Consider the following 13,204-nt stretch of genomic DNA (forward strand, 5'->3'; position numbering starts at 1 on the left):
GAGACGACCCATGCAGGACACCATCGTGGTCCGCCCCCAGCCGGTCCCGGACGCCACGCGGCGGCTGGTCTGCCTCGGCTTCTGCGGCGGCGGGGCCGGCTCGTACCTCGCCTGGACGGACGTGATGCCGCCCGACACGGAGCTGGCGGCGGTCTGCTACCCGGGGCGGGAGGGCCGGTTCGCCGAGGACCACGCCCGGGACTGGGACGAACTGGCCGAGGACGCGGTCGCCGCGGTGCTCTCCGCCGCCGGCCTGCCGTATGTCCTCTTCGGGCACAGCATGGGCGGCTGGATGGCCTTCGACGTCGCGGCGCGGATCGAGGAGCGCGGCGGGCCGGCCCCGGCGGCGGTCGTGGTGTCCTCGGCCAACGCGCCCAGCCGGGGGCTCACCCCGCAGGACATGTTCCCGGCGCAGCACCAGTCGGACGACGAACTCATGGCCTGGATGCGGGAGTTCGGGCTGCTGCCCGGGCATGTGCTGGGCGACCCGGACCTGTGCGAGATCGCCGTGGAGCTGATGCGGGCCGACCTCCGGGTGCGCGACTCGTTCTACCACCGGGCGGGCGCGACGGTGCGGGCACCGCTGCAGGTGCTGACCGGGGCGGCCGACGAGGTGATCGATCCGCGGACGGCGCGGCAGTGGCGGAAGCTGGCGGCCGGCCCGTTCCGCCATGACGAGCTGCCGGGCGGGCACTTCTACACCCCGGAGGTGTGGCAGGGCCTGCCGTCCCGGATCGCCGCGCTGGGGACAGCGGCGGCCTGACGGCCCGGGCGGGGGGATGGCGGCGGTGGTGCGGGGTTCAGCGCTCGGCCGGTGCGTACTCCCCGGCCCGGACCAGCCGGAGTTCACCGGCCGCGGCGGCCGCGGTGAGGACGAGGGTGAGCAGCACCCCGGCGAGGATCGCGGTGCCGGGCGTGGCCAGTCCCAGCACCACACCGGAGAGCGAGGCGCTGGCGGCGTATCCGGCGCCGACCACCGAGTACATCATCGAGTAGCCCGCGGCGAGCGCGCTCTGCGGCAGTACGGCGCGCAGCCCCAGCGCCCGGGTCACCTGCAGCCCGGCCTGCAGCAGCCCGGCCAGGAACAGCGCCGCCGCGATCCCGCCGAGCAGCGGGACCACCCCGGCGGCGGCCACACAGGCGGCGACGCCGAGCAGCAGGACCAGGCTCTGGGTGCCGAGGCGGCCGGGCCAGCTGCGCAGCCCGTAGAGCAGCGATCCGGCCGCGGAGGCGAGGGCGTACCCGGCGAGCAGCGGACCGGACCAGCCGACCGGGAGGCGGCGCTGTTCCAGCAGGGCGGGCAGGACGAGTTCGGCCAGGGCGAGCAGCGACATGGCCGCGGCGCCCGAGACATAGACCGGCCAGGCCGCGGCCAGGGTCCGGAGCATCGGGACGCCGGCGCGGTCGGCGGGGTCCGTCCGCCAGCCGGGCGGCAGCGCCCACAGTCCGGCGACGGACAGCGCCATCAGGCCCGCCGCCAGCAGCAGCGGGGCGTGCGGGGCCACGCCGAAGGCCAGGGCGCCGGCCGCGGCGGGCGCGGCGGCCCAGACCGCGTAGGAGAGGGTGGCCTCCGCGCTGAGCGCCTTGGTGACCAGGCCGGGCTCGACGTGCTCGGTCAGCAGGGTGCGCAGGCCGCCGGGGGACGCGCCCGGGGCGGCCCCGGCGACCAGGGCGAACGCGCCGAGCAGGAGATCGGGGGCGCCGGGCAGCAGTCCCAGGCCGGCGAACGCCGCAGCGCCCGCGCCCAGTCCGCCCGCGAGATGGCGCCGGGCCCGGTCGGGCCGCAGTCTCGCCCCGAGCAGCGCGGCGCCGATAACCTCACCCACCACGTAGACGGCCGCGAGTTCGGCCCCCAGCACATAGCCGCCGGGCCGTTCCCGAACGAGGAGGACCAGCGCCAGCGGGGCCATCGCCACCGGCATGCGCGCCGCGGCGGCGACCGCGGCCCAGCTCAGCACGTGCCGGGTGAGGAGCGCGCGATAGGTGTGGGCTGCCATCCCCGGACTGTAGGACCGGCCGGAAATGGCGGACAAGGCGGAAGGGCTCCGCCCGGCCGATAAAGAACCGGACGGCCGGGCCGTACCGCGAAAGGCTTGCTCCCCCTCGGGGGAACGGCATTACTTTTCTCCATCGCGCCGCCGGGCACACCGGCCGGCCCTCCCCCCACCGCCGGGCCCGCGCACCGGATGCCCCGAAAAGCGCCGAGAACTCCCGAGCTTCCTCCTCCGAGTTGACCACCGATCAGGAGTTACGCATGCTCATACGCCAGACGGTCGTTCACGATGACTTCCGCACCGCCGCGGACATGGCTGCGGATTCCGCCCGGGAATTGACGCGGCTGCGCGAGTCGCGGATCGCCGAACTGGTCGCGCGGGCGGGCTGCGCCGGGCCCGCCGAGGTGCCCTGGCACGCACGGAGTTTTCCGGTGCTCTCGGCGCTCGCCCCGGTCATGACGTCACCGGAAGGGGAAATCACGTATCCGGGCGATCCGATGTGTCTTTATGCGGCGTTGAGCGTTCCGGTCGACAGTGCGTTGCGTTCCGCCCGGCTCGGCGCCGGAAAGGACACCCCGTTCAGCGATCTCTGCCCCAGTTGGGGAAAGCCGCCGTCGAAAGTGCACCGGCTGAGCGCGGAACATGGGCTTCCGTCGCAGCGCGCGAGCACGGGGACGTCGGACGCCACGGTCTTCGACCCGCGGGTGTGGGACGCGGAGGCCCGGGCGGAATTGCGGGCCGAACTCCGCCGGCACCGGCCGCGGGTGTTCCTGGTCAGTACGGTCTCCCCCGGCCACCGGTACGCGCTGGAAATGGCCCGCATCGTGAAGCAGGAACTGCCGGACTGCCTGGTGGTGTTCGGCGGCCGGCACATGGACGAGACGATGCGGTACGTCCCGGCGAAGCGGTCCGTGGTGCTGGAATACAGCTCCACCCTCCAGGCCATCGACGACCGGCGGGCGGAGGCGGTGGTGGACTTCTGCGTCAGCGGTGAGGGGCAGTTCGCCCTCGACCTGCTGATGAAGGCGATCGCGCTGGCCATGGACCTGGACCGCACCCGGGCCACGGTCGGTGAGGTGGTCCGTATTCTGCGGCTCTTCGGCGCCGCCGGCCTCCGCGTGCCGGGAAATTCCCTGGTGTGCGCCCTGGACCTGGACACCGTGCACGCCTTTCCGATAGCCGGCGAAAAGCTCGATCTCGCCGCGCTCCCCTCGCCCTATCAGGGCTTCGCCATCCGGTCCCGTTTCCCGGTCTTTCCGCTGCCGGACGGCTCACCGGCCCGTACGGCCCATATGACGGTGTCCAACGCCTGCCCGTACCACTGTGATTTCTGTTCCGAATCGGCGCTGGTGGTCGGCGGTCTGAAGCGTTTCCGGGGTTCGCCGGCCGAGACCGCGCTGGAGCGGGTCTGCGAGTACGTCAGCTACGGCGCCGAGGCGGTCTTCTTCGACGACTCCATTTTCTGGACCGGTTCCTTCCCGCTCATGCGGGAATTCTGCGCCCTGCTGCACGCGGCCCGTACCGCCGCGGGACCGGAGAAGCTTCCCGAGGGCTGCCGGCGGTGGATCACCGACGAGGGCGACTGGCGGCGGCTGCGGCAGCTGCGGTTCGGCTGCCAGGTCACCGCCGACCTGCTCACCACCCTGCACAAGGAGGAGGAGGTGCGCGAGCTGCTGGTGGCGCTGCGCGACGCCGGCTGCACCTACCTCTACATGGGCATCGAAAGCATGTCGACGGACGTCATGCAGCATGTGCACAAGAACATCCGGCGGATCACCGACTTCCCGTGGAAGGCGAAGGTCCGTACGGCCCTGGAGCGCATCCGGGACGCCGGGATCCCGGTCGGCAGCTCGGTGCTGTTCGGCCTGGAGGGCGAGACCCGCAAGACCATCGAGGAGACCGTCTACGAAGTCGGCCGGCTGGTCGACGACGGGCTGATCATGCTGGCCAGCCCGAACATCCTCACCTACCACCCGGCCACCAGGATCACCCGGGCACACGGCATGCACGACCGGCTCGACTACCACTCCCCCGACATCGACAACCGTCCGCCGTACATCTTCTTCGAGGAGGCCTTCCCCGGTGTCGTCTCCCGGCGGCTGACCGAGGACGACATCTGGTTCATCCACGAGCAGACCGCGACCCGCTGGGGCGCCATCCGCAATTCCGCGGAACCCGAGGTCAGAAAGGTGGAGACGGCCGGCTGAGGGGGTACCGGACCGTCACCGGCCGCCGCTCCGCGTCACCCGTTCGGACGAATGCGGAGACGGACCGGCGCGAGACCCTGCTCGGCCTTGGGGGACGGCGGGCAGGGGCCCGCTCCCGCCGTCCTCCGGCCCCCGGACAACCGGGCCGACCCGCCGCGCCGCTTCTACGCTGATCGAGATGTCAAGGCCTGTATCCCTCTTTTCGGGAGGTCAGCATGGAGCCCGACTCCACCGTCTGGAACTGTCCCTTCGACTACGCCGAGGCCCTGGAGTTCGATCCGACGCTGAAGCGCCTGCTGACCGAGGAACCGGTCGCCCGCATCCAGCTGCCGCACGGTGACGGCTGGGCCTGGCTCGTCACGCGCTACGAGGACGTCCGGACGGTGACCACCGACCGGCGCTTCAGCCGGCACGCGATCGTCGGCCGCGACTTCCCGCGGATGACGCCCGAGCCGATCGTCCAGGACGAGGCGATCAACGTGATGGACCCGCCCGACAGCAGTCGGCTGCGGAGCCTGGTCTCCAAGGCGTTCGCCCCGCGGCACGTGGAGCGGATGCGGGAACGCACCCGGCACGTCGTCGACGACCTGCTGACGCGGATGACCGAGCACGGTCCACCGGCCGACCTGATGGAGCACCTCGCGGGGCCGCTGCCCCTGATCACGATCTGCGAGGTCCTCGACATCCCCGAGGGTGACCAGGCGCAACTGCGCGCCCACGCCCGGACGATGATGAACCTCCGCGTCGACAACAAGGAGAACGCCGTCCGGTCCAAGGCCGAGATGCGGGAGTACTTCCGCAAGCTGACCGCGGAGCGGCGCCGGAATCCGGGCGACGACCTGATCAGCGTCCTGGCGACGGCCCGCGACGGGGACGAGATGCTCGGTGAGCAGGAACTCACCGTGATGGCCATGGTCCTGCTCATCACCGGCCAGGACACCACCACCTACGAGATCGCCAACCTCTCCTGCCTGATGCTGTCGCGGCCGGAGGTGCTGGCGCGGGTGCGCTCCCGTCCCGATCTGCTGCCGCAGGCGATCCAGGAGATGCTGCGGTACATCCCGTTCCGCAAGGGCGTGGGCATCCCGCGCGTCGCCCTGGAGGACGTGGAGCTGAGCGGGGTGACCATCCGGGCCGGCGACATCGTGCATGTCTCGTATCTGACGGCCAACCGGGACGGCAGCAGGTTCGACCGGCCCGACGAGCTGGACCTCGACCGTGAGGGCCCGAACCACATGACCTTCGGCTGGGGCGGACACCACTGTCTGGGCGCCCCGCTCGCCATCACGGAGCTGGAGGTCGCGCTCGGTTCGCTGCTGGAGCGCTTCCCCGGGCTGGCGCTGGCGAAGCCACCCGAGGAAATCCGCTGGAACCAGAGTTCCATCTGGCGTTATCCGCTGGAATTGCCGGTGGTGTGGTGAGTCCGGCAGAGGTGCCGACGGGCGCCGGGTATCCGCCGCGACATGCGGAGATCCACCACCCGGCGTACCGTATCTAACTCGGACGGCTCGGCCACCGAAAGGCCGTTCCGCTTCCTTTCCAAAACACGGGGAGATCGGGAGAGTTCCTATCGGGAGAGTTCATTCTTCAACGACTGGTTCGCTCGCATTTTCCCAAGAGTCCGGACATACCGGCGGCCGGCAGAATTCCTCAGACCGGCGGCCGGTGCGGCTCCACACTGCAGAGCAGGAACTGCACCGGGCGGACCACAGTTCTGCTGCAAGGAGTGCATCCCATGGCGGTACTGTGCAAACCGGCAATCGCGGTCCCCGAATACGTCATCACCCAAGAAGAAACCCTCGAACTGGCCAAACGGCTGCACAAGGACCACGCGCAGCTACGACTGGTCCTCCGGCTGATCGAGCACACCGGGGTACTCACCCGGCGGCTGATCCAGCCGATCGACAAGGTGCTCAAACACCCCGGGCTGGACGCCCGCAGCACCGTCTACGAGCAGGAATCCAAGGCCCGGGTGCCCGCGGTGGTGCGCCAGGCGCTGGATGAGGCCGAACTGGAGCCGCAGCAGATCGACTTGATCGTCTACGTCTCCTGCACCGGCTTCATGATGCCGTCCCTCACCGCCTGGCTCATCAACACCATGGGCTTCCGCACGGACACCCGGCAGATGCCGATCGCACAACTCGGCTGCGCCGCGGGCGGTGCCGCGATCAACCGCGCACACGATTTCTGCACGGCCTATCCCGACGCCAATGTCCTGGTGGTCGCCTGCGAATTCTGCTCGCTGTGCTACCAGCCCACGGACCTCGCTGTCGGATCGCTGCTGTCGAACGGATTGTTCGGCGACGCGATAGCCGCCGCCGTGGTCCGGGGGCGCGGCGGCACCGGCGTTTCCCTGGAGCGCAACGGCTCGTACCTCATTCCGCACACCGAGGACTGGATTTCCTACGCGGTGCGCTCGACGGGCTTCCATTTCCAGCTGGACAAGCGGGTACCGGGCACCATGGAACCGCTCGCCCCGGCTCTGCGTGAACTCGCGCAGCAGCACGACTGGAACGCCGGAAAGCTGGACTTCTACCTCGTCCACGCGGGCGGTCCGCGCATTCTGGACGACCTCAGCCGCTTCCTCGACGTGCCGCCGGAAGCCTTCCGCTTCAGCCGCGCCACGCTCACCGAGTACGGCAACATCGCCAGCGCGGTCATCCTCGACGCCCTGGGCCGGCTGTTCGACGAGGGCTCCGCCGGCGACGGCCACCGCGGTCTGCTCGCGGGCTTCGGCCCGGGCATCACGGCGGAGATCTCGCTGGGGAGTTGGACTACGGCCTCGTAGCGTCCTTGGCCGCGTCCCGGCGCATGTGCTGGCGCGCACGGAGGATCTCCGCGCCGCGCCGGCACCAGTCCCGGTTCTCCCGCTCGAACGCGAGGCCGCGCAGACAGGTCAGGTAGGGGCCGATGCGTTCGCCGTGGCGCAGGAACTCCGTCTCGTCGCGGTCGCCGCGCATCTGCCGCAACAGCCCGCCGAACAGCTCGATCTTGGCCTCGGCGAACCTCTCGCGCTCCGCGAGCTGAGCGATCAGCACGTCGGCGTCGAGGTGGTCGGCGGCCTGGACCTTGACCAGCAGGTCGTCGCGGATGAAGGAGGGCTTGGCGGTCTCGGCCGCGAAATGCTCCAGCGCGGCGTGTCCGGCCGCGGTGACCCGGAACAGCCGCTTGTTCGGCCGGGCGTCCTGGACCACCTCCCGCCCGGCGACCAGCCCTTCCTTCTCCAGCCGGGTCAGCTCGGCGTACAGCTGCTGGGGCAGCGCGTGCCAGAAGTTGGCCACGCCCAGGTCGAAGGCCTTGGCCAGCTGGTAGCCGCTGAGTTCCTCGTCCAGCAGCGCCGCAAGGACGGCATGCCGCAACGCCATGCGCCGCCCTCCTTTCCTTCGCCCTCCGCCGGTCATCCTCTGCCGGTCGCCCTCTTCCGGACCGCTCCCGGGTCATGATACTCAAGAACCAGACTAGTCAGATTCTTGAGTATGAATGATCCCGTGTCCCGTGTCCCGCGAGCGAGGAGACCCCATGACCACCGCAGACCGCTTCCGTGCCGCCGTCGAGAGCCGCGACCTCCCGGCCCTGGAGGAACTGTTCACCGACGACATCCGCTTCTACAGCCCGGTGAAGTTCTCCCCCTTCGAGGGCAAGCCGCTGGTCATGGGGCTCTTCGGGGTGCTGCTGCGCACGTTCGAGGACTTCCGCTACGTCGGCGCCTTCCGCGGCGAGGCCGAGACCAGCGCCGACGGCACCCAGGCCGCCGCGGACGTGCTGCTCTTCCGCGCCACCGTGGGCGGACGGCAGATCCACGGCATCGATCTGCTGCACCTCGACGACGCCACCGGCCGGATCAAGGAGTTCACCGTGATGATCCGGCCCCGGTCCGCCGTGGAGACCCTGGGCGAGGCGGTGTACGCCGGCCTGGTCGCGGACGGCCTGGTCCCGGCGGCGTGAGCCGGCCGGGACACCAACCACCGCCGCTCGTAAGGGAGTTACGCGCGGAAGCCCGCCGGACGCTCCGGCGACGCCTCGGCCAGCGCCTTGGTGACCGCCTCGACACCGGCCCGCAGGCCATAGACGGGGCTGTCGGGCTGCTGGCGCCAGGAGTCGTCGATACCGCCCGCGTCCACGGTGTCGAAGCCGAGTTCGTCGATCAGCGCGCGGACCGTCCGCTTCGCCGCCTCGTCGTCCCCGGCCACCGGCACCGCCAGCCGCTCCGGGTCGCCCTGGGGGCGCGGCTTGTCGAGGATGTCCTGGGCGTACGTGCCGTTGAAGGCCTTGATGACCGGGTGGCCGAGATGCCGCTCGGTCCAGCGGCTCTCCGTCAGCCCCTCGTCCTCGATCGCGGCGATCCGGCCGTCCCGCTCCTTGGGGTAGTAGTTGCCGGTGTCGATCACCGCGAACCCGTCGGCGGCCCCGTCGAACAGGCCGGCGGGCAGCTCGGGAACGTTCTTCAGCGGGATCGTGACCACGACGACCTCCGCGCCGCGGGCCGCCTCCGTCACCGCCACCGGGGTGGCACCGGTCTCCTCCGCCAGCGCCGTCAGGGTGTGCGGCCCGCGCGAATTGGCCACGGACACGTCGTGCCCGAGGGCGGTCAGCCGACGGGTGAGGTTGCCGCCGATGTTGCCCGCGCCGATGATGCCGATCTTCATGGAGATCCTCTTCCTGGGACATCCGCTCCCCGGGAGGCCCCGGACGGCGGCGACGAGTACGTCATCCACTGCAACAGCACGACGGCCACGGTCATTTCCCGTCCGGGACGTCGATCGAAATCCCCCCTGGGCCTTCCTCCGCCGCCATGCCGAAGCCCCCGGTTCCCGCAACGGAACCGGGGGCTTCGCCTCACGCACCACGTACGGCGTACCGCGTACCGCGTCAGCCGACCCGTGCGGGAACCAGTACCCGTTCCCGGCCCAGGGCGGTGAGGGTGGTGTCCCCGTTCATGGCGAGCTTCCCGCCCGGCCAGAGGGCGATCAGATCGTCCTGCCGGGTGCCGCCGCCGTACGCCCCGGCGGTGACGAAACGGCCGTTGCGCCAGGCGGACTTCGCGGGCCGGAGCTGGTGTTCGCCCTTCAGGCCCTTGGCCGCGACGTTCTCGTAGGCGGTCACCTCGCCGTCCGACCACCGGACGACCAGGTCCTGGTCGCCGGCCGCGGCCCGGAAGTCCCCGGCGGCGAGATCGACGGCGTGTGTCCAGGTCGTGTTCCGCTTGGCGAGCTGCCTCTCGGCGTGCAGTCCCTTGTCGTCGACGTTGGAGTACAGCGTGACTTCCCCGTCGGACCAGCGCACCACCAGGTCGTCGCGGCGCGTGTTACCGCCGCCGAACCGGCCGGCGGCGAGGCCGTACGCGTGCGTCCACGTCCCGTTGGGCGCCTTGAGCTGGATCTCGTTGCGGAGCTTGTTGGTTTCGTTGACGTCCTTGTAGAGGATCAGTTTGCCGTTGGCCCAGCGGACGAGCAGATCGTCGGTGGAGTCGCCGGTGAAGTCCCCCGCGGTGATGGCCTTGGCCTGCTTCCAGAGCTCGTTCTTCCGGACGAGCGTGATGTCCTTGCCGAAGCCGTACTGCCGGTTGCCCGGGTAGAGGGAGAGCTCGCCGTCGGACCAGCGCACGATCAGGTCACCGTTGCCGTTACGCACCGAGGTGGTGTGGAAGCGGCCGCCGGTCATGGCCGTGACGTGCTGCCAGGTGGAGCCGTCGCCCAACGGGCCGGCGCTGTCCGGCACCGCGTCGTTGACCGCCTGGCGGTAGAGCCGGAAGACGTCGCCGTCGAACTGCGACGAATACGAGACCTCGGCGGTCGGCCCACCGGTCTTGTACCCCCCGATGGCGCCCACGAGATCACCCCGGCGCCCGTCGAAGTGCTCCAGGAACGGCCCGCCGCTGACGCCCGAACGGAACCCGTCGCAGGCGATCTGCAGGAACCGGCCCTGGAACGCCTTGGTGTCGTTCATGCACTGCAACGGGGTCTTCTGACCGCCGGGATAGCCGATGAGCGTCACGTTCTTGCGCGCCAGCTGCGTCGACGAAACGGAGGTGAGCCGGTTCCCGCCGCCGACCGCGTCCTCCAGCAACTGCCCCTGGGAGTTCGGCCCGACCCGTACGACCGCGAAGTCCACGTCGTCACTGGGCGTCGAGGTCAGATACCGTCCGTCGATCCAGACCTTGCCCACCTGCACCGGGAAGAGCCCGTACGGCGTCTCCCCCGCCTCGCCCGCCTGCGAGGCGCCGGCGCGATATCCCGGTACGAACGCGGCGTCGCGGTAGCCCTTGCTGCCGGCGAGGCAGTGCGCGGCGGTCAGCGCCAGGCTCTTGGTCGGCGACGCCACGGCGCTGGCGCTGCAGAACTGATTGGGCGTCGCCGACCCGTCGGCACTGCGGATCAGGAACACCCCGACGGTGGCCACGCCCGCATCGGCCCGATGAGTCGGCACCAGCGAACGCCGGCCCGCACCCGGGGCACCCGCCGCGTCCTGCCCCTTCCCCCCGTCCTGCACCGCGTCCATCGGTACGGCGGCGCGGATCCGCTCCGGCGTCCAGTAGCGCTCCGTCTCGCGCGCATCGCGGATCGCCTGCGCCGTCACGGGTGGCGGGCTCGGCGCGGCGTCGGTGGCAGCCGTATGGGGAACGGGCTGGCTCTCCGTGTCACGAACGGCGAGCGCCGGCACGGCGATCGCGAGGGACACACAAGCTCCGAGCGCGGCGGCACGCGCCCACGGTATTCGTTTCATGGACCTGTCTCGGGGACGGACGACATCGGTCGTGGAGTCAACTGACGGCTCCGGGCGCACGGATGGGCACGCCTCGGAGCCGGCGCCCGCATGATCTCATCCCCACGAGTGGCGAGGCGAACGAATGACCGATCCCACCCCCGGACCCCGCGGGCCGGGAGATCGAAATCCCTCACACCCGCCCGACAAGGCCACTAAGCTACCGTTCAGTAGCAAGCATCCTGTTCACCCTCACGCAGCCCGCCTGTCCAGGCCCTGAGGAGCCCTCATGCAACTCGCCGCGATCCTCGTGTCGCTGGCCCTCACAGCGGTCGGCGTCGCGCTCATCGGCCGTGCCGTCGCCCACATCGTGCGGTTCGTCAGACTCGGCACGCCCGTACCGGCGGGCAGCCGCACCGACGCTCCCAAACAGCGCAGCCTCACGCTGGCCAAGGAGTTCGTCGGCCACACCCGGATGAACCGCTGGGGCATCGTCGGCATCGCGCACTGGTTCGTCGCCGTCGGCTTCCTCACCCTCGGCCTGACGATCGTCACCGCGTACGGCCAGCTCTTCCAGGCCGACTGGATCCTCCCCGTCATCGGCGACTGGCTGCCGTACGAGCTGTACACCGAGTTCATCGCGCTCGGGACGACCCTCGGCATCGTGGTGCTGATCGCGATCCGGCTGATGAACCTGCCCTCCCGGGCCGGCCGCAAGTCGCGCTTCGCCGGATCGACCGCCTGGCAGGCGTACTTCGTCGAGTACGTCATCCTCGTCATCGGCATCTGCATCCTCGCCCTGCGCGGCCTGGAGGGCGCCCTGCACCACGTCGAGGGCTACGAGGCGGGCTACTGGGCCTCGTACCCCCTGGTCGCGGCCTTCAAGGGCCTGAGCGTCCCGACCCTGCAGAACCTGGTGTACCTCTTCGCGATGATCAAGCTCGGGGTGACCATGACCTGGGCGATCACGATCGGGCTCAACACGGACATGGGTGTGGCCTGGCACCGCTTCCTGGCCTTCCCCAACATCTGGTTCAAGCGCGAGGCGGACGGCGATGTCGCCCTGGGCGCGCTGCAGCCGATGACCTCGGCCGGCAAGCCGATCGACTTCGAGGACCCGGGCGAGGACGACCAGTTCGGCGTCTCCCAGATCGAGCACTTCTCCTGGAAGGGCCTGCTGGACTTCTCCACCTGCACCGAGTGCGGCCGCTGCCAGTCCCAGTGCCCCGCCTGGAACACCGGCAAGCCGCTCTCCCCGAAGCTGCTGATCATGGCCCTGCGCGACCACGCACACGCCAAGGCGCCCTACCTGCTCACCGCCTCCGACGAGGCCCGCGCCGAACTGCCGCAGGCGGTACGGGACGAGGCCGAGCGCCCCCTGATCGGCACCCTCGAAGCTGCATCTGACAGCGGCTTCGCCGCGGGCGGCGTCATCGACCCCGACGTCCTGTGGTCCTGCACCACCTGCGGCGCCTGCGTCGAACAGTGCCCCGTCGACATCGAGCACATCGACCACATCGTCGACATGCGCCGCTACCAGGTCATGATCGAGTCGTCCTTCCCCTCCGAAGCCGGCACGATGCTCAAGAACCTGGAGAAGAAGGGCAACCCCTGGGGCCTGGCCAAGAAGCAGCGCCTGGAATGGGCCAAGGAAGTCGACTTCCCCGTCCCCGTCGTCGGCAAGGACGTCGAAGACCTCACCGAGGTCGACTACCTCTACTGGGTCGGCTGCGCCGGCGCCCTGGAAGACCGCGCCAAGAAGACCACCAAGGCCTTCGCCGAACTCCTCCACATCGCCGGCGTCAAGTTCGCCATCATGGGCGGCGACGAGAAGTGCACCGGCGACTCCCCCCGCCGCCTGGGCAACGAATTCCTCTTCCAACAGCTCGGCGCGGAAAACGTCGCCACCCTCAACGCCGCCTTCGGCGAGGACGACGAGGACGAGTCGACCAAGAAGCCCAAGTCGTCGAAGAAGATCGTCGCGACCTGCCCCCACTGCTTCAACACCATCGCCAACGAATACCCGCAGCTCGGCGGCGAGTACGAGGTCATCCACCACACCCAGCTGCTGCAACACCTCATCGACGAGGGCAAACTCATCCCCGTCACCCCGGTCGAAGGCCTGATCACCTACCACGACCCCTGCTACCTCGGCCGCCACAACAAGGTCTACACACCCCCGCGCGAGATCATCGCCAAGGTCCCCGGCCTGCGGAACGAAGAAATGCACCGCCACAAGGAACGCGGCTTCTGCTGCGGAGCCGGCGGCGCCCGCATGTGGATGGAAGAGCGCATCGGCAA

General features: G+C 70.1%; 10 protein-coding genes. 6 read left to right on the top strand and 4 right to left on the bottom strand.

Annotated features, from left to right (window positions below):
* Positions 1-10 precede the first annotated feature (10 nt).
* Entirely contained in the window at positions 11-763 is a 753-nt protein-coding gene (locus ACFV1J_RS10685) for a thioesterase II family protein (protein WP_385856937.1), read from the top strand.
* A 37-nt stretch (positions 764-800) separates the two neighbouring features.
* Here the strand turns inward: ACFV1J_RS10685 and ACFV1J_RS10690 are convergent, their stop codons facing one another.
* Positions 801-1,997 (bottom strand): MFS transporter, encoded by a 1,197-nt coding sequence (locus tag ACFV1J_RS10690; RefSeq protein WP_385856938.1) that lies wholly within the window; start codon positions 1,995-1,997, stop codon positions 801-803.
* Positions 1,998-2,254: 257 nt separating this feature from the next.
* Between ACFV1J_RS10690 and ACFV1J_RS10695 the strand changes: the two genes are divergently transcribed.
* The 3 genes from ACFV1J_RS10695 to ACFV1J_RS10705 all read left to right on the top strand — a co-directional run bounded on the left by ACFV1J_RS10695 (position 2,255) and on the right by ACFV1J_RS10705 (position 6,989).
* Positions 2,255-4,201, top strand: coding sequence for a B12-binding domain-containing radical SAM protein (locus ACFV1J_RS10695; RefSeq protein ID WP_385856939.1), 1,947 nt, complete (start codon positions 2,255-2,257; stop codon positions 4,199-4,201).
* A 215-nt stretch (positions 4,202-4,416) separates the two neighbouring features.
* On the top strand, positions 4,417-5,622 hold the full coding sequence (locus ACFV1J_RS10700) for a cytochrome P450 (RefSeq protein ID WP_385856940.1): 1,206 nt from the start codon (positions 4,417-4,419) through the stop codon (positions 5,620-5,622).
* Between the two features lie 314 nt (positions 5,623-5,936).
* Complete coding sequence (locus ACFV1J_RS10705) at positions 5,937-6,989, top strand: type III polyketide synthase (protein ID WP_385856941.1); 1,053 nt, start codon at positions 5,937-5,939, stop codon at positions 6,987-6,989.
* Here the strand turns inward: ACFV1J_RS10705 and ACFV1J_RS10710 are convergent.
* Complete coding sequence (locus tag ACFV1J_RS10710; protein ID WP_385856942.1) at positions 6,976-7,566, bottom strand: PadR family transcriptional regulator; 591 nt, start codon at positions 7,564-7,566, stop codon at positions 6,976-6,978. The two genes, ACFV1J_RS10705 and ACFV1J_RS10710, sit on opposite strands and share 14 nt — an antisense overlap.
* Positions 7,567-7,720: 154 nt before the next feature.
* On the opposite strand from ACFV1J_RS10710, the gene ACFV1J_RS10715 reads away from it, so the two are divergent.
* The gene (locus ACFV1J_RS10715; RefSeq protein ID WP_385856943.1) at positions 7,721-8,146 is read left to right on the top strand and encodes a nuclear transport factor 2 family protein; all 426 of its coding nucleotides are present in this window, start codon (positions 7,721-7,723) and stop codon (positions 8,144-8,146) included.
* Positions 8,147-8,184: 38 nt separating this feature from the next.
* Here ACFV1J_RS10715 and ACFV1J_RS10720 read toward each other — a convergent pair whose 3' ends face one another.
* Complete coding sequence (locus ACFV1J_RS10720; protein WP_385856944.1) at positions 8,185-8,847, bottom strand: NADPH-dependent F420 reductase; 663 nt, start codon at positions 8,845-8,847, stop codon at positions 8,185-8,187.
* Positions 8,848-9,070: 223 nt separating this feature from the next.
* Entirely contained in the window at positions 9,071-10,879 is a 1,809-nt protein-coding gene (locus ACFV1J_RS10725; protein ID WP_385856945.1) for a trypsin-like serine peptidase, read from the bottom strand.
* Positions 10,880-11,192: 313 nt separating this feature from the next.
* Between ACFV1J_RS10725 and ACFV1J_RS10730 the strand changes: the two genes are divergently transcribed.
* On the top strand, positions 11,193-13,204 hold a 2,012-nt coding region (locus tag ACFV1J_RS10730), incomplete at its 3' end, for a (Fe-S)-binding protein (protein WP_385856947.1).

The sequence above is a fragment of the Streptomyces sp. NPDC059649 genome, from assembly GCF_042734445.1.
Classification (GTDB): Bacteria; Actinomycetota; Actinomycetes; order Streptomycetales; family Streptomycetaceae; genus Streptomyces.

Excerpts from the sequence above, each read along its gene's own strand:
- ACFV1J_RS10685 (WP_385856937.1), top strand. The coding sequence starts at position 11 with ATGCAGGACACCATCGTGGTCCGCCCCCAGCCGGTCCCGGACGCCACG.
- ACFV1J_RS10690 (WP_385856938.1), bottom strand. The coding sequence starts at position 1,997 with ATGGCAGCCCACACCTATCGCGCGCTCCTCACCCGGCACGTGCTGAGC.
- ACFV1J_RS10695 (WP_385856939.1), top strand. The coding sequence starts at position 2,255 with ATGCTCATACGCCAGACGGTCGTTCACGATGACTTCCGCACCGCCGCG.
- ACFV1J_RS10700 (WP_385856940.1), top strand. The coding sequence starts at position 4,417 with ATGGAGCCCGACTCCACCGTCTGGAACTGTCCCTTCGACTACGCCGAG.
- ACFV1J_RS10705 (WP_385856941.1), top strand. The coding sequence starts at position 5,937 with ATGGCGGTACTGTGCAAACCGGCAATCGCGGTCCCCGAATACGTCATC.
- ACFV1J_RS10710 (WP_385856942.1), bottom strand. The coding sequence starts at position 7,566 with ATGGCGTTGCGGCATGCCGTCCTTGCGGCGCTGCTGGACGAGGAACTC.
- ACFV1J_RS10715 (WP_385856943.1), top strand. The coding sequence starts at position 7,721 with ATGACCACCGCAGACCGCTTCCGTGCCGCCGTCGAGAGCCGCGACCTC.
- ACFV1J_RS10720 (WP_385856944.1), bottom strand. The coding sequence starts at position 8,847 with ATGAAGATCGGCATCATCGGCGCGGGCAACATCGGCGGCAACCTCACC.